General features: G+C 46.4%; 14 protein-coding genes. 12 read left to right on the forward strand and 2 right to left on the reverse strand.

Annotated features, from left to right (window positions below; genetic code table 11):
* The first annotated feature begins 47 nt into the window (after positions 1-47).
* The 10 genes from AC5JPY_RS09720 (at position 48) to AC5JPY_RS09765 (ending at position 12,939) form a co-directional block, all read left to right on the forward strand.
* On the forward strand, positions 48-779 hold the full coding sequence (locus AC5JPY_RS09720) for an amino acid ABC transporter ATP-binding protein (RefSeq protein WP_319051235.1): 732 nt from the start codon (positions 48-50) through the stop codon (positions 777-779).
* 231 nt (positions 780-1,010) lie between these two features.
* Positions 1,011-1,634, forward strand: a complete 624-nt coding sequence (locus tag AC5JPY_RS09725) for an FMN-binding negative transcriptional regulator (protein ID WP_493852382.1) — start codon at positions 1,011-1,013, stop codon at positions 1,632-1,634.
* A 95-nt stretch (positions 1,635-1,729) separates the two neighbouring features.
* The gene (locus AC5JPY_RS09730) at positions 1,730-2,326 is read left to right on the forward strand and encodes a DJ-1/PfpI family protein (RefSeq protein WP_319051086.1); all 597 of its coding nucleotides are present in this window, start codon (positions 1,730-1,732) and stop codon (positions 2,324-2,326) included.
* A 100-nt stretch (positions 2,327-2,426) separates the two neighbouring features.
* Positions 2,427-3,668 (forward strand): FAD-dependent oxidoreductase, encoded by a 1,242-nt coding sequence (locus AC5JPY_RS09735; protein WP_493852383.1) that lies wholly within the window; start codon positions 2,427-2,429, stop codon positions 3,666-3,668.
* Between the two features lie 303 nt (positions 3,669-3,971).
* Positions 3,972-5,750, forward strand: a complete 1,779-nt coding sequence (locus tag AC5JPY_RS09740) for an AMP-binding protein (RefSeq protein ID WP_493852384.1) — start codon at positions 3,972-3,974, stop codon at positions 5,748-5,750.
* A gap of 179 nt (positions 5,751-5,929) precedes the next feature.
* Positions 5,930-7,540, forward strand: coding sequence for a carboxyl transferase domain-containing protein (locus AC5JPY_RS09745; protein WP_493852385.1), 1,611 nt, complete (start codon positions 5,930-5,932; stop codon positions 7,538-7,540).
* Between the two features lie 90 nt (positions 7,541-7,630).
* Positions 7,631-8,437, forward strand: a complete 807-nt coding sequence (locus AC5JPY_RS09750; RefSeq protein ID WP_493852386.1) for an enoyl-CoA hydratase/isomerase family protein — start codon at positions 7,631-7,633, stop codon at positions 8,435-8,437.
* A gap of 69 nt (positions 8,438-8,506) precedes the next feature.
* Complete coding sequence (locus AC5JPY_RS09755; protein ID WP_493852387.1) at positions 8,507-10,612, forward strand: acetyl/propionyl/methylcrotonyl-CoA carboxylase subunit alpha; 2,106 nt, start codon at positions 8,507-8,509, stop codon at positions 10,610-10,612.
* A gap of 15 nt (positions 10,613-10,627) precedes the next feature.
* Positions 10,628-11,548 carry a hydroxymethylglutaryl-CoA lyase gene (locus tag AC5JPY_RS09760; protein ID WP_493852388.1) on the forward strand — a complete coding sequence of 307 codons (921 nt, stop codon included), beginning with the start codon at positions 10,628-10,630 and terminating at the stop codon, positions 11,546-11,548.
* A 203-nt stretch (positions 11,549-11,751) separates the two neighbouring features.
* On the forward strand, positions 11,752-12,939 hold the full coding sequence (locus tag AC5JPY_RS09765) for an isovaleryl-CoA dehydrogenase (protein WP_493852389.1): 1,188 nt from the start codon (positions 11,752-11,754) through the stop codon (positions 12,937-12,939).
* A gap of 148 nt (positions 12,940-13,087) precedes the next feature.
* Here AC5JPY_RS09765 and AC5JPY_RS09770 read toward each other — a convergent pair whose 3' ends face one another.
* Both AC5JPY_RS09770 and AC5JPY_RS09775 read right to left on the reverse strand, forming a co-directional pair.
* A complete protein-coding gene (locus AC5JPY_RS09770; protein WP_443525418.1) occupies positions 13,088-13,816 on the reverse strand; it encodes a pantothenate kinase in 729 nt (242 codons plus the stop codon).
* Between the two features lie 75 nt (positions 13,817-13,891).
* The gene (locus AC5JPY_RS09775; protein WP_443525420.1) at positions 13,892-14,887 is read right to left on the reverse strand and encodes a biotin--[acetyl-CoA-carboxylase] ligase; all 996 of its coding nucleotides are present in this window, start codon (positions 14,885-14,887) and stop codon (positions 13,892-13,894) included.
* Positions 14,888-15,062: 175 nt separating this feature from the next.
* Between AC5JPY_RS09775 and AC5JPY_RS09780 the strand changes: the two genes are divergently transcribed.
* Complete coding sequence (locus AC5JPY_RS09780) at positions 15,063-15,866, forward strand: sulfite exporter TauE/SafE family protein (protein WP_443525557.1); 804 nt, start codon at positions 15,063-15,065, stop codon at positions 15,864-15,866.
* 50 nt (positions 15,867-15,916) lie between these two features.
* Positions 15,917-16,858 carry a hypothetical protein gene (locus AC5JPY_RS09785; RefSeq protein ID WP_443525422.1) on the forward strand — a complete coding sequence of 314 codons (942 nt, stop codon included), beginning with the start codon at positions 15,917-15,919 and terminating at the stop codon, positions 16,856-16,858.
* Positions 16,859-16,908 lie beyond the last annotated feature (50 nt).

The following is a 16,908-nucleotide window of genomic DNA, read 5'->3' on the forward strand; positions in this document are numbered from 1 at the left end:
ATGCCTTTGGCGGACTGGTCACCAACAATGGTCATGCTAGTGATGAGATGGTCATTCAAATGTCCAATGTCAGTAAATGGTATGGAGACTTTCAGGTACTGAAGGAGTGTACCGCACATGTACATAAAGGTGATGTGGTCGTGGTTTGTGGCCCATCAGGTAGCGGTAAATCAACCTTGATTAAGACGGTCAATGGACTTGAGCCTTTTCAAAAAGGGGAAATCATGGTCAATGGTGTCTCTGTCGGTGACTCAAAGACCAATTTACCCAAGTTACGTAGCCGTGTCGGCATGGTGTTTCAACATTTTGAGTTGTTTCCGCATTTGACGATTATTGATAATCTGACCGTCGCACAGATCAAGGTATTGGGACGCAAAGAAAGCGAGGCCAAGCAAAAAGCTATGGCATATCTAGACCGCGTTGGTCTGACGGTACAGGCAGCAAAATATCCAGCCGAGCTCTCTGGTGGTCAGCAGCAGCGTGTGGCGATTGCTCGTGCACTGGCTATGGATCCTGTGGCGATGCTCTTTGATGAGCCGACATCCGCGCTTGATCCTGAGATGATTCAAGAAGTGCTCGATGTGATGGTTGAGCTGACTCGTGATGGTATGACTATGATGTGCGTGACCCATGAAATGGGTTTTGCCAGTCAGGTTGCCAACCGTATTATCTTTATGGATGAAGGACATGTGGTAGAAAACTGTAGTAAGGATGAGTTCTTTGAAGGTGCAAAAAGTGAACGCGCACAGCAATTTTTATCAAAGATTTTGAATCATTGATCGTATTTTGATTTGCGACTATTGATGGCACTGTTTGCAATCGTAATGCTATTAATCGTCATGCTACTAACAGTACCGCTTCTAGTAAAAAGACACGTCCACAAATATACTTTTTACTATTAATGGTTACACAAAGCGCCCTATTAAGGACAGCGAAATGCTCTCTTTGATAGGGCGCTTTGTATTTACTCTCTCTTCTATGGTTATTCAAAAAACGACTTGGAGCCTGCTATGTTTACTCCTAAAGCATTTAAAGAAGAGCGTTTTGATACGATAAAAGCATTTATCAAAGAGCAACCTCTAGCGACTGTTGTTGTACAAACACAGAATGGACTAGAGGCTTGTCATATCCCCATGTATTGGCAGGATGATGGTAGTGAGTACGGTTGCCTATACGGTCACATCGCCAAAGTAAACGCTTTGAACGACTATGATAATCTCGATGCACCATGGCTGATTATATTTCAGGATGCGGGTCATTATATCAGTCCCAATTGGTACCCAAGTAAAGCAATAACCCACAAAGAAGTGCCGACTTGGAACTATCGTAGTGTGCATATCAGAGGCTCAGTTAGTCTGTTGACCGACCCTATGGTATTGACGGAAATATTATCGGAACTCACTCAAGATTTTGAAGCCAATCAGCCTATTCCGTGGTCACTTGATGATGCGCCAGAAAATTATATTCAGGCACTTTGTCGAGCAATTGTGGGTATTCGCATCAGTATTACAGACATTCAAGCACAGTTTAAGCTGAGTCAAAACAAAACAGTTGAAAATAGAGCAGGTGTACTCGCCGGACTGCAACAGTGTAATACGGCAAAGGCAGATGCTATGGCTAAACTCATTCTTTAAAAAAACCGACTTAGAAAGATCGATGAAGATAATGATTACGATATTAACGGATTGAATATTGCTTAACGATATCAACTTAATTGAGGGGCACTATAATGGTCAAGCGAACCGTTGGTATATTACTGTTTAATGAAGTAGAAGTATTGGACTTTGCTGGGCCTTTTGAGGTGTTCTCGTTGGCGGAGAACGGTGCAAGCGATAAGCACTTTGAGGTTATTACTATTGCTGAGCATCAAGCACCGATCTCTGCCAGAAACGGTTTACAGGTTATTCCTGATTATAGTTTTGCAACTCATCCAGCTATTGATGTGTTGGTAGTTCCTGGTGGTTATGGTGCTGAACAAACAGAAATACATAATAAGGCAGTGATTGATTGGATTATTGCCCAAACAAACGTGGCAGTACTGACACTCTCAGTGTGTACAGGTGCCTTGTTACTAGCAAAGGCAGGTTTGCTCGCTGGTAGGTCAGCAACTACTCATTGGATGGATCTGGATAATCTGGCGTCATATCCCGACATTAATGTTATCTCTGAGCAGCGCTTTGTGGATGCAAGCGATGATACCTGTAGTATTGTCACATCAGCGGGGATCAGTGCAGGCATCCATGCCAGTCTATACTGTGTAAAGAAATTAATAGATAGTGACACCATGCGTGCAACTGCCCATCGTATGGAATTCGATATTGACTAATACCCGTGGCTAGATAGATGAGTGTATGTCTGTTTACTGATACAATAGCTGCCATTATTATCGATAATTAAAACAATTCCTTATCTATATTGGAGCTATTATGAGCGCAGAAAACCTATCTACAACGTCGCCAGCATCAGCAAAAACAGGTGTCGTCATCATTGGTGCAGGATTAGCAGGCTGGCATGTGATTGATGCTATTCGTGCCAAAGATAAAGCCATTCCAATCACTTTGATCACAGCGGACAGTGGTGATCGTTATCACAAACCGATGCTGACCATGGCAATCAGCCAAAACAAACGCGCATCAGATTTAGTAAGGGCGACGGGCGTAGATGCGGCGCAAACAGCAGACGTAACCTTGCTGGCCAATACAGAGGTAACAGATATTGATCCGGTGAGCCAAACCCTACAACTGCGTGCTACCAAGCACTCAGATGACGCACCGACGACCATCAGTTATAAAAAAATGGTGCTAGCAATGGGCGCACATCCTATTTTTCCTAAGAGCTTGCCACAAGATTTGGTCTGGCATGTCAATCATATTGAGCGTTTCGGTCAGCTACAAGAGCAACTGGCAACCGGTAGCCAACACGTTGCAATCGTTGGTGCTGGTATGGTGGGAACAGAAATCGCAGAAGACTTGCTCAAAGCAGGTCACAAAATAACGCTCATTGATCTAAATGACGCACCGCTGTCACAGATGCTACCAGCCAAAGCGACGGCACGTATTGCTAAGGCGGTTGAGTCACAAGGCATCCAGTTCTTAGGCGGCTATCAAGTGTCTGCTGTTACTCGTGTTGGCGATAACAGTGATAACGATAAGCTGCGAGTAGACTGTGCACCATTATCATCAGATACAGATAACACTGATACTCAGTCGCTTGAGCCGCTAATTGTCGATCATGTGATTGCCAGTACAGGTCTGACCGTTGACGCTCAACTGCCGACTGCGGCTGGCGTCGAGTTCGATCGTCGTACGGGTATTGTGGTCGATGCGGCGACACTGCGTACCAACGCGGCGAATATCTATGCCATTGGTGACTGCATGTCTATCAATGGGGTCGCGTGTCGCTACGTCGCACCGCTGCGCGCGCAGGCTGCGACTATCGCTGATGATATCTTAGGTCATGAGCATGATGGCTACGATCATAAGCCACCTATGATTCGCCTAAAAAACAAAGCGATCTCTGTGATGGTGACGGGTGTGCCACAAGCGGCTGGCAATTGGCAAGTCAAAACCGAAAGTGATGATGAGCTTGTTATGGATTTACTGGATGACAATGATGCTGTTAGTGCAACGGTAACGATAAAAGCACCTGCTACTCCTAAAGCATCATAATAAACTGGCTTTGAATAAGCACGTTTAAAAACAGCGTTTATGACTGCGCCAGCCCTATAGCGGTTAATAGGGCTGGCTTTTTTGTGTCAAAAATTTGCCATGATTTTATGCTATGTTTCGCTATATCTCTCTGAGCAAGTATTTTTTATGACTAATTAAATGATACATATTGTATTGATATTGTTGACAGGCTTTTGCCTATGGCGTTATAGTAGCTGAACGCTATGCACAGCCTCATCACGGAAGAAGGTTTGTATACAAGCGATCAATCAGCACATAAAAAGTAAAACGAAAGGACTCGTTATGACTCAAACTCCCGATTTCGATTCGACTCGCGTTGACTTCGATGCCATTTTAAACAACATTCCTAGTATCAATATGGGCGCACGCTCAGCAAATGCACCGCTCACTCAAAGCTATGATAAAGGTCCTGATGTACCGCTGATTGAAGCGACAATCGGCGACTTTTTTGATGCTGTTGTCTCTAAATATCCTAATCGCGAAGCATTGGTTGTTCGTCATCAAAACATCCGCTGGACATATCGTGAGCTACAACAGCAAGTCAATCAGCTGGCCAGCAGTATGATTGAGATGGGGCTTGAGATTGGCGATCGTATCGGTATCTGGTCACATAACAATGCTGAATGGCTACTGATGCAGCTAGCCACAGCAAAAGTCGGCGTTATCCTTGTCAATATCAATCCTGCCTATCGCACCTTTGAGTTGCAATATGCCCTAAATAAACTCGGCTGCTCAGCGCTTGTACTTATGCGCCATTTCAAAACCAGTGATTATGCTGGCCTAATCCGTGAGCTGTGTCCTGAGATTTATCACAAAGACTATACTCAGCTTGATTTGGTTGAGATTCCAACGATTGAGCGTATCATTTGGATTGATGAGCCAGAGTCTGAAGAGACTTTTGGCTTTATGCAGAAATTCTCGGCATGGATGAGCGAGGGTGATGCCAATGATCCACGAGTGGCAGAGCGTCAAGCTCAGCTCAAAAACACCGATGCTATCAATGTACAGTTCACCAGTGGCACGACAGGGACTCCAAAAGGCGCCACCTTAAGTCACCGCAATATCTTAAACAATGGTTACTTCATTGGTGAGGCGATGAACCTCACTGAAGAAGACAGACTGTGCATCCCTGTACCGCTATATCATTGCTTTGGCATGGTACTTGGCAACCTAGCGATTCTCACGCATGGTGGTTGTATCGTTTATCCAAATGATGGTTTTGAGCCACTGACTGTATTGCAAGCTGTAGAGGAAGAGAGATGTACAGGTCTGCATGGCGTGCCCACGATGTTTATCGCAGAGCTCGACCATCCTGAGTTCGAAAAATTTGATCTATCGACGCTACGCACAGGTATCATGGCAGGGTCCAGCTGTCCGATTGAGGTCATGCGCCGCGTCATCGATAATATGCATATGAGTGAAGTCACCATTGCCTATGGTATGACAGAGACCAGCCCCGTGTCTTGCCAGACCAATGAGCATACGCCACTTGATAAGCAAGTCTCGACCGTGGGGCTAGTACAGCCTGCGCTAGAAGTAAAAGTCGTTGATACCGCAACGGGTGAGATCGTAGCGTTAGGCGAGACAGGTGAGCTGCTCACCCGTGGCTATTCAGTGATGAAAGGCTATTGGGGCAGTCGCTTCAAGACACGTGAAGCCATCCAAGATGGTTGGATGCATACAGGCGATCTGGCGACAATGGATGAAGACGGCTATGTCAAAATCGTCGGTCGTAGTAAAGATATGGTCATCCGTGGTGGCGAGAATATCTATCCGGTAGAAATCGAAAACTACCTCTATCGTCATCCAAAGATTCGCGATGTGCAGATCGTCGGTATACCAGATGAAAAATATGGCGAAGTACTCGCAGCATGGATTGTTCCGAAAGAACCTGGCTGCTTGACCGAAGAGGAAGTACGAGAGTTCTGTAGTGAGCATATCGCTCATTATAAAGTGCCGGCATACTATCGCTTTGTGACTGAGTATCCGATGACCATCACAGGCAAGATCCAAAAGTATAAAATCATCGAGCAAATGAAAGAAGAATTAGGGCTGTCATAGGCTTATTTATCAGCTCTAAACTTGTTTATCAGCCCTAGAACATGAAAGATGAACCATGTGAGTAGCCATTACAAACAGCGGCCAGTAATATTTAAACAAATGACTGCGCACCTAAAAAATGACTCGCATAACAAGCTACTCGTAATTACGTATCTATGTATAAAAGAAAAAGGGATATCATGAGCGCTACTATAACCAGTAAACTGAGTCCGAACTCAAGCGATTTTCAGCAAAACAGTGCTGCGATGCAAGAGATCGTCGATGACCTGTATATACACTTGCGTAAAGTTGCCCAAGGTGGCTCGGAGCGCGCACGTGCCAAGCATCTTGCACGTGGCAAACTGTTACCACGCGAGCGGGTCGAGCGTCTGCTGGATGTGGGTACAGCATTTTTAGAAGTGGCGCCAATGGCTGCGCATGATATGTATGGCGAAGAGATTCCAGCGGCGGGTGTGATTGCTGGTATCGGCCGCATCAATGGGGTCGAGTGCATGATTGTCTGTAATGATGCCACGGTAAAAGGGGGCACATACTACCCAATGACCGTCAAAAAGCATCTACGTGCCCAAGAGATTGCGCAAGAAAACCATTTGCCATGCGTCTATCTAGTCGACTCAGGTGGTGCCAACTTACCCAACCAAGATGATGTGTTCCCTGATAAGGAGCACTTCGGTCGTATCTTCTTTAACCAAGCCAACCTGAGTGCGGCAGGCATTCCGCAGATTGCTGTGGTTATGGGCAGCTGTACGGCTGGCGGTGCATATGTGCCTGCCATGAGCGATGAGTCTATTATCGTTAAAGAGCAAGGTACGATCTTTTTGGGCGGTCCGCCACTGGTCAAAGCAGCGACTGGTGAAGAGGTCACCGCAGAAGATTTGGGCGGCGGTGATGTGCATACCCGCTTATCAGGCGTGGTTGACCATCTAGCGCAAAACGATACGCATGCGTTGTCGATCGCACGCAACATCGTCAGCCATCTCAATCGCCCAGCGAAAAATATTCCCAATCAAATCACACCGCGTCCGCCACGTTACGATGCCAAAGAGCTATATGGTGTCATTCCAACTGACAAGCGCAAGCCATTTGATATCAGAGAAATTATCGCCCGTATCGTTGACGACAGTGCCTTTGATGAGTTCAAAGCGCGCTTTGGCACAACGTTAGTGTGCGGATTCGCTCATATCGAAGGGATGCCCGTAGGTATCATTGCCAATAACGGCATCTTATTTAGTGAGTCCGCGCAGAAAGGCACGCACTTTATCGAGCTATGCTGTAAACGCAAAATACCGTTGGTGTTCCTGCAAAACATCACAGGCTTTATGGTTGGTCGTAAATACGAGAACGAAGGTATCGCCCGTCATGGTGCCAAGATGGTGATGGCAGTGGCCAATGCTAAAGTGCCAAAATTCACGGTCATCGTTGGTGGCTCGTTCGGCGCTGGTAACTACGGCATGTGTGGCCGCGCTTATAGTCCGCGCTTCTTATGGATGTGGCCAAACGCGCGTATCTCTGTTATGGGCGGTGAGCAAGCGGCATCGGTACTGGCAACGGTCAAGCGTGATAATTTTGATCGAAAAGGTGAGTCGTGGAGTGAGGAGGATGAAGCTGCATTTAAAGCGCCAATTCGTGAGATGTACGAAGAGCAAGGCCATCCGTACTATGCCACCGCGCGCATGTGGGATGACGGCGTGATTGATCCTGCTGATACTCGTAATGTATTGGCTTTAGGATTAAGCGCCGCTTACAACGCGCCAATTGAAGAGACGACGTTTGGTGTCTTTAGAATGTAAGATCAAGGGTCAGTGCTAACTATTTAATGACATTCAATAACGGTATTCGTTAGTAAAGATAGCGGATCGTGATCAAAAGAAGAGAGAACCATGCAAAACGATATTAATAATTATAAAAGTCTATTAGTCGATATAAAACAACACGTCGCTACCGTGACGTTAAACCGTCCTGAGATACGCAATGCCTTTAACGATGAGATGATTGCCGAGCTGACCGATGCTTTCACCACCCTTGGTGCTGATGGCGAGGTGCGTGTTATTGTATTAGCGGCTGCGGGTAAGGCATTTTGTGCAGGTGCTGATCTTAATTGGATGCGTGCCATGGCGGATTACAGTTATGAAGAGAATCTAGCGGATGCTGATAAATTGGCGCAAATGCTCAAGACTATTTATGAATGTCCTAAGCCGACAGTCGCAGCTATTCAAGGCGATGTATACGCAGGTGGTATGGGCTTAGTTGCTGTTTGTGATGTGGCTATCGCCGTTAAGATTGCTAATTTCTGCCTCAGTGAAGTGCGTTTGGGGTTGGCACCTGCCACTATCAGCCCTTATGTCATCCGAGCGCTAGGTGCTAGAGCCTCGCAGCGTTATTTCTTAAGTGCTGAAGTGTTTGATGCCAAAAAGGCGCGTCAGCTTGGTTTTATCCATGAGCGTGTCAGCGAAGAGTGGCTAAGCGATGAAGTGGCTGAGTTCTGTAACAAAGTGGTTAAGAACAGTCCAGATGCAGTCAAAACCTGCAAACAACTATTACACGATGTCGCTGGTGCGCCTATTACAGATGAGTTGATTACGGATACGGTCAAAGGTATCGCTGATATTCGTTCATCGGCACAAGGTAAAGAGGGCGTGCAAGCCTTTCTACAAAAGCGTAAACCTGATTGGCTGACAGCAGATTAACGATAAATAATAGATAAATGAGCCAATAGACAAGACGTCAAATAACAACGACAAGACACAGGGATAGTTATGTTTTCTAAAATTCTAATCGCCAACCGTGGTGAAATTGCTTGCCGAGTGGCTGCGACTGCTAAGCGTCTTGGCGTCAGTACCGTCGCGGTGTATTCTGATGCTGATCGTAGCGCCAAGCACGTGGCGATCTGTGATGAAGCAATTTATTTGGGTGGTTCGGCACCAAAAGACAGTTATCTCAAAGGCGATGCTATTATTGCTATCGCTAAGCAAACAGGTGCCCAAGCGATTCATCCAGGATATGGATTTTTAAGTGAGAATGCCGACTTTGCGCAGGCTTGCCAAGATGCCGGTCTAGTATTTATCGGTCCATCGGCGGATGCTATCCGTGCCATGGGCGGTAAGTCCGAATCCAAACGCTTGATGGAGTCGGCTGGCGTACCACTGATACCGGGCTATCATGGTGATAACCAAGATGCCCAGTTTTTGCAGCAGCAGGCAGATAGTATTGGCTATCCTGTCTTGATCAAAGCCAGTGCTGGTGGTGGCGGGAAAGGCATGCGTATCGTTGAGCAAAGCAGCGATTTTATTGACCTGCTCGATTCATGTCGCCGTGAAGCGATTACTAGTTTTGGTAATGATCAAGTGTTGGTTGAAAAATACGCCCTAAAACCACGTCATATCGAAATCCAAGTATTCGGTGATACGCATGGCAATTACGTGCACCTGTTTGAGCGCGACTGCTCCGTACAGCGCCGTCATCAAAAAGTATTAGAAGAAGCCCCAGCACCAGGTGTCGATACTGCCATGCGTGAAGCAATGGGCACAGCGGCAATCGAAGCAGCACGTGCGGTTGATTACGTTGGTGCAGGTACAGTTGAGTTCATCGTTGAGCAGCGTGAAGGCTCTATGAATTTTTATTTCATGGAGATGAACACGCGCTTGCAAGTTGAGCATCCTGTTAGTGAAGCCATTACTGGTGTCGATTTGGTCGAGTGGCAGCTGTTGGTTGCTGCGGGTCAGCCATTGCCAAAAACGCAAAATGATCTGGCTATCAACGGTCATGCAATTGAGGCGCGTATCTGCGCTGAAAACCCTGACAATAATTTCTTGCCAGCGACAGGGACGTTATTCACTTATCAAAAGCCTGAGCACAGTACGTTTGTCGTCGATAAAAACGGCACTGATGTACGTATCGATGATGGCGTACGTGAGGGTGATGTCATTAGTCCTTTCTACGACTCTATGATTGCCAAGCTGATCGTCCATGCGCCTACTCGCGAGCAAGCGTTAGCTAGACTAGATCGTGCATTGGCACAGACGCGTATTGTAGGTCTGCCAAATAACGTGGCATTTTTGCGTTACATTTTGAATACCGATTCATTTAGTAAAGCAAATCTTGATACAGCCTTGATTGAGCGCGAACAGGACAAGCTGTTTGATCAGCATCCGCTTGGATTATCGACGCTTGTGGTAACGGCTATTACGCAGCAGCTTGCGAGCGAAGCGACTATGCAGAGCTTAGATCCATTCAACAAGCCAACGGGTTTCCGTGCTTATAGCGACTATACTCGTTCATTTAGCTTGGTCTATGATGAGCAAGCCTATAGTGCTCGCATCAGCAATTGGCACAATGCGAGTTGCTCTGACAGCAAGAAGAGCGACGATAATCTCAGTAGCTTTACGCTTGTTATCGAGAAAGAAATCGCGAATACGCAAGATAATATCAATGTAGCTGCTCAGACCGAAACAGTTTATGAAGGGCAAGTCAGCTATGATAGCAGTGACGCGCACAATCATATCTTATGGTTAGAGGGTGCCCGTATCAGTGCCCAAAGCTGGGTCAATAATGAGACAGTTTATGTATTCACAGATAGCGGACGTGATGAAATTACGCTTATTGATATCATGGCACATGTGGGCGAAGAGTCCGCAGCAGTTGGTAGCTTAAAATCACCAATGCCAGGGCAAGTGGTTGCATTCAAAGTAGCTGTTGGCGATACTGTAAAAAAAGGCGAGCCACTTGCCGTCATCGAAGCGATGAAAATTGAACATACGATTACGGCACCGACGGATGGTGTGGTAGCAGAGTTGTTATTTGCAGCAGGTGATTTGGTCGCTGATGGTGATGAGCTATTGCGCATCGATAGTGAAAGCGAATAGAGAAGGATAATAAGTATGAGCCATTCGTATCCAGAGCATGTCACTATCGTCGATGTCAGTCCACGTGATGGACTGCAAAACGAATCGATGACGGTGCCGACCGCTATTAAGCAAGCACTCATTAATGATCTGATTGCAGCGGGTGTCGAAAAGCTAGAAGCAACCAGTTTTGTCTCACCGAAGTGGGTGCCACAGATGGGCGATAATAGTGCGCTGCTTGACGCACTTGAGCCTACGCGTCAGACAGACATTTGCTACTCAGTATTAGTACCCAATATGCGCGGCTTTAAAAATGCCATCGTACATCGCCCTGATGAAATCGTCATCTTTGGTTCAGCGAGTGAAACCTTTAGCCAAAAAAATATTAACTGTAGTATCGATGAGAGTATTGAGCGGTTTGCACCAGTGGCTGCGGCAGCAAAAGCGCAGGGTATCAAAGTGCGCGGCGTAATCTCTTGTACGGTTGGTTGTCCCTATGAAGGCGAGATTGATCCTAGCCAAGTAACTTATGTCACTAAGCGATTGGTCGAGATTGGCTCAGAGCAGATCGGTATTGCTGATACGATTGGTGTGGGTACGCCGCTCAAAGTACAGCGCGCCCTACAAGCAGCGCTTGAATACGCTGATATCACGATGCTGTCGGGGCACTTCCATGACACTTATGGTCAAGCACTCAGCAATACTTTGGCTGCATTACAAATGGGTGTCAGCGAATTTGATACTTCCGTCGCTGGCCTCGGCGGTTGCCCGTATGCCAAAGGCGCAACGGGCAATGTTGCGACTGAAGATGTGGTATACATGCTGCATGGCATGGGTATCAGCACCGGTATTGATTTAGATAAGCTGGTCGTGGCGGGTGAAGGGATCAGTACATACTTGAAGCGTCCAAATGGCTCAAACGTGGCTCGGGCTCTAATCAATAAACGTCAGTCTTAATTAGTATAGTCAATCCCTGTGAAGGTATGACAACGTTAACCTTGTTTGAAGTATTTGATATACATCTACACTCGGTTGCCTTGCCATACTCTCACATTGAATGGACTATACCATTAAAAACGGTAGCAAAAATACAGTTACAGTGGCTTTAAAAAACAGATTCAAATTCGAAAATTAAGAACATTTATATACAAGGAATGGTTATGAGTTTACCTGGATTAAATTTTCAGCTTGGCGAAGATATCGACGCCCTACGTGATGTCGTGCAGCAATTTGCAGCAAACGAGATTGCCCCACGCGCAAGCGAGATCGACAGTAGTGATGAGTTCCCCATGGATTTGTGGCAAAAGATGGGTGACCTCGGTCTACATGGTATTACTGTTCCTGAAGAGTATGGAGGTTCTAACATGGGTTACGTCGCACACATGGTCGCGATGGAAGAGATCAGCCGTGCTTCGGCATCGGTAGCGCTTAGCTATGGTGCACACTCTAATCTATGTATCAACCAAATTAAACGTAACGGCTCTGAGGCACAAAAGCAAAAATATCTGCCGAAGCTCATCAGCGGTGAGTTCATCGGTGCCTTAGCAATGAGTGAGACAGGCGCTGGCTCAGACGTCGTTAGCATGAAGCTCAAAGCAGAAGAAAAAGACGGTAGCTATATTTTGAACGGTAGCAAAATGTGGATCACCAACGGCCCTGATGCGGATGTGATGGTGGTCTATGCCAAGACCAACCCTGAAATGGGTGCAAAAGGCATGACGGCATTCATCGTTGAAAAAGGTATGGAAGGTTTTGGCACCGCGCAAAAGCTAGACAAGCTCGGCATGCGTGGTAGTCATACGGGCGAGATGACCTTTAATAACGTAACCGTACCGAGCGAAAATATCTTAGGCGGTCTCAATGAGGGTGTGAAGGTGTTGATGAGTGGCCTAGACTATGAGCGCGCCGTATTGGCCGCAGGTCCAATCGGTATCATGCAAGCAGTAATGGACAATGTTGTACCTTATATCCATGATCGTAAGCAGTTTGGTCAAGCGATTGGCGAGTTCCAGTTGATTCAGGGCAAAGTCGCAGACATGTATACGATACTGCAAGCGGGTCGTAGCTTCTTATATACCGTCGGCAAGAATTTGGATATGTTGGACGCGCGCGGTGCTGGTCATAGTCGAGAAGTGCGTAAAGATTGCGCCAGTGTGATTCTATGGTGTGCCGAAAAAGCTACTTGGATGGCAGGCGAAGGCATTCAGATATTTGGCGGCAATGGCTACACCAACGAGTATCCACTAGGTCGCTACTGGCGCGACGCCAAGCTCTATGAGATTGGTGCAGGTACCAGCGAGATTCGCCGTATGCTGGTTGGTCGTGAGCTATTTAACGAAACCAAGTAAAGCGATATCAGTGTAGTAGTTAGCTGAGTAAGATTAAAGTTTTATAAAAATTAATCTTCAAAAGACAATACGGAAAAAAGCAGCACGTTTTAGACGTGCTGCTTTTTTATGGGCATAACATTGCGTTAATTGCGTTATCTGTGAGTGACTATGGTTTGTTATGGTAATCAAAATATCGCGCCAATCCATTTAATAATAAATCATCACGCAAGCGTACGGGGCGATTGACATGCTGAGCAATAGTCGCTGCATCTCCGCCTGTCATAATAACCTCAAAGTTGGGATGACGACGGCTAATCTCATTAATGGCGCCAACAATGGACAATAGTATCCCGCGATGAACCGCATCTTGGGTAGTCACGCCTTGGCTAACACTATCAAAAGTGCCGTTAGAGATAGTTATTTGTTTGGTACCAGAAAACAGTGATTCACGCTGCAAGTAAATACTAGGGAAGATGTAACCGCCCAAATGCTCAGCATGATCAATCAAATCAATAGTCACCGCGGTACCGCAGCCAATCACGCATTGGCGTTTTTTCTTATCAACCGCCCCAAGCATTTGTAGCCAGCGATCACAGCCGAGCTGCTGATCGTTATAATCACTTTTCATAAGGGCATGTGCAGCGTCGACATGAACAAACTCAAACGGAATATTCAGACGGCTAAGTGTATCTGAGACTTTGGCATTGAGATCGTCGCCCAGTACTGATGAGATACCAATAAAATCAGGTGCATACCGCTCGAAGCGATCAGTTAGACCCATGAGCAACTCAGCAGGTGCTTGCAGGTGCTGCTTGGCATCATGTGCGACTATTTGCCCGATATCATCGGTAAGCCAATATTTTAGGCGGGTGTTTCCAAGATCAAGCCAGAGCATAAAAATCCCTTTACAAAGTGCTCGTTAGTGATGGTGCTCGTTAATGATGGGGTTCATCAATATAGTCATCTAAGCCTAATAAATAACGTCTATGCGTCCAGTAAAAAGCGTAGAAATCTTACCGTTATCTTGCTGCAATTGCAAACACCCATGCGTATCGACACCGCACGCCACTCCTGTGACGATTTGTTTTTTATTATTATAGTCTTGGGTGACGCGTAGGCGTAGTCCTGCCAGTGCGTCCATTGCTGCGAACTGCTGCAAAAACCCGTCTAAATAATAGGTATGACCTGTTGGCTTTTCTATATCCAAATGCTCAAAGCGTGTCATCGCCGCCATCAAGGCTTTGCTCATCTGCTGATACAGCATCTGTAAGTCTGGCAGGCTGGTGGTTTGTGCTGCTGGCTGCAGCATTGCATGAATATCTTGCAAGCTTATCGCCTGATAACTCATTCCTTCAGAGGTCTGCGCGGTGAGCGTTGGCGCAGCTTTTACATTCAAACCAATACCCAGCACCACACCGACCAATTTGCCAGATTTGGTTACTGGTTCTATTAAGATGCCAGCGAGTTTTTGAAAAGGTAGTGTGTGTTGCTGTTGCTGTTGCTGTTGCTGTTGCTGTTGCTGTTGCTGTTGCTGTTGCTGTTGCTGTGCGGCGGCGTTATCCGATGATATGCGATGAGCCTCTTGAGAGGGATAAAAGCCCAAATCATTTGCCCATTTCACACCTACTGGAGTTAACCCTTGCGCTTGCAGTTGCTCATTCAATATTTGGATGACAGGCATCTTTGCCAGCTCAAGGCCAATAATCAAAGACAACAATCCACTGATTGGTGTATGCACAGGATGGTACAGGGACAGATATACATTGCCGTGCGGCGACTGCCATGAACGCCCATGTTGTCCACGTCCAGCGCTTTGAGTCTCCGCGGTCAAAACGTGTACGGTAGCAGCATCTAGCGTACCATCCTGTAGCGCTTCTATTAGCTCGCTATTGGTCGAGGCACTACTGACGACATGGCGGTGGTTGAGCTCAGATAAATAGGCGGAAAAACTCGAGAGTGGTGGCATAAGTTTAGTCGATGTGGTTGGAGGAAACTTTGATATACTGGGCGATTGTTATCGTCAGACAGTACCGATTAGACAGCATAAAGCTCACATTGAGGTTTGGCAAATGTAATTAAACATGCTCAAGCGCAAGCGAGTACTATAGCGCCAGTCAGTATTATAAAAGGTTTTTTCTATGATGTTATATGTTTGGTTTGTGATTGCAGGGGCGTTTGCAGGGGTCAGTGCAGGTCTGTTTGGCGTGGGTGGCGGTATGATTATCGTGCCTGCACTGGTCTGGATATTTACCGCTTATGACTTTTCGCCAGAAGTGATCACCCACTTGGCCATTGGTACGTCTCTTGCGACTATTGTGGTGACCTCGATCAGCTCACTGACGGCTCATAACAAACGCGGCGGTGTGCGCTGGGAAGTATGGCGCAAGATGGCGCTTGGTCTAGTCATCGGTAGTCTGGTTGGCGCTGGTATCGCAGATATGATTGATGGACAGGCGCTACAAGCTATCATTGGTTTTGGTGCGCTATTGGTTGCCCTAAAGATGCTGTTCTTTTCTAACAAAGAGCAAACAGGCAAACCGTTGCCCCCTGCTGGTGTGCAGTTTGGCGCTGGTACGGGTATTGGTATGGCGTCGTCTATCTTTGGTATTGGCGGTGGCAGCTTGACGGTACCGTTTTTGAACTGGGCGGGGCTACCGATGAAGCAGTCAGTCGGTACGTCGGCGGCGTGCGGGTTACCCATTGCATTAGCTGGTGCGGCTGGCTTTGCTTGGTTCGGTCAAGATGTGGTCAACCTTCCTGAAGGCACCATCGGGTTTGTGCATGTCACAGGGTTTTTGTGCATTTCAGTGGTCAGTTTTGCGATGGCAAAGGTGGGCGCCAAGCTTGCCCACGTATTGCCTGCCTTGATGCTTAAGCGCGCGTTTGGCGTACTACTGATATTTGCAGGAGGGCAGTTGTTATTGAGTGGGCTGGGCATATTGTAGCCATCTCAAATCTTTATCGTAAAAAATGTAAACCATGAGATATTCTTAGTATGAAAGCAGCAGAAAAATATCGCCGTGTTTTTGGCTCAATACATCACTTAAAAGACCAGATATCATGGACGACTGGTCTTACGAACATGGTAGAGTTTTTGGCGTGGGAGCCAAAGCAGATTCTTGGTATCACCAAAAAGCAATATGTACGCCAAATCATCGAATGGGCGACCGATCCAGAGTTGGCGGGTAAAGATGTAGAAGAAATTGAACACGCTATCATCAAAAAGCTCACTGCAAAGATGCATGAGTCTGAGCGGTTAGAGACTTATTCAACACAAAGGATCGGTATTTGCCATCCGAGAGAAGCCACTCGCCGCGTCATGTTTTTTTCTGAAGAGTATCTCAATAAAGAGTTCGATATCTTTTTGAGCTTATGTAGTGATACCTACTTAGACTTATTTTATCAGCAATTCATCACTTTTAAATCAAATGAGACATGGTCGACGCATGGCAACAGTGGACTGTTTGAAGCCAGTACAGCGCTAAAGGCAATGTATATGGATAACTTAGCTTATAACCATCAGTCAAATGTACTGATCGCCAATGAGCTAAAATTTAATGGTCGAAAAAACCCAGATCAAATTCTAAAGTACTGCGTGATGTACGAGCATTTACTCGAGAACGGCTTTATCGATAAGGGCACAAAATTTTTGCTGTTATTTATTGGCGGTGATGCGCTAGAGTATAACAAGCAGCGCCTCGTCGACCGAGAACTGGCACTGTGTCATAAAAGACCTAAGAAGTATCAGCACTTATTGAGACAAGAGCTATTGGAAATCGTCGATCATCTGCAAGTAGCCAGTCTCACGTGGTCATCATTGATTGCGTTCAATGATCGTTATCTAGCAGAAAACGATGTGTGCCAAGTAGAGCAAAAACTACTACAAGGGTTTCGCCAAAGCCTGCAATCAAAATCGTTTATGCACTTAGCGGTTTAACCCTAAAAACTCACAACAATTTCAGGTAGAATAGCCGCCTGTTTCCGCCA

The sequence above is a fragment of the Psychrobacter sp. H27 genome, assembly GCF_059072655.1.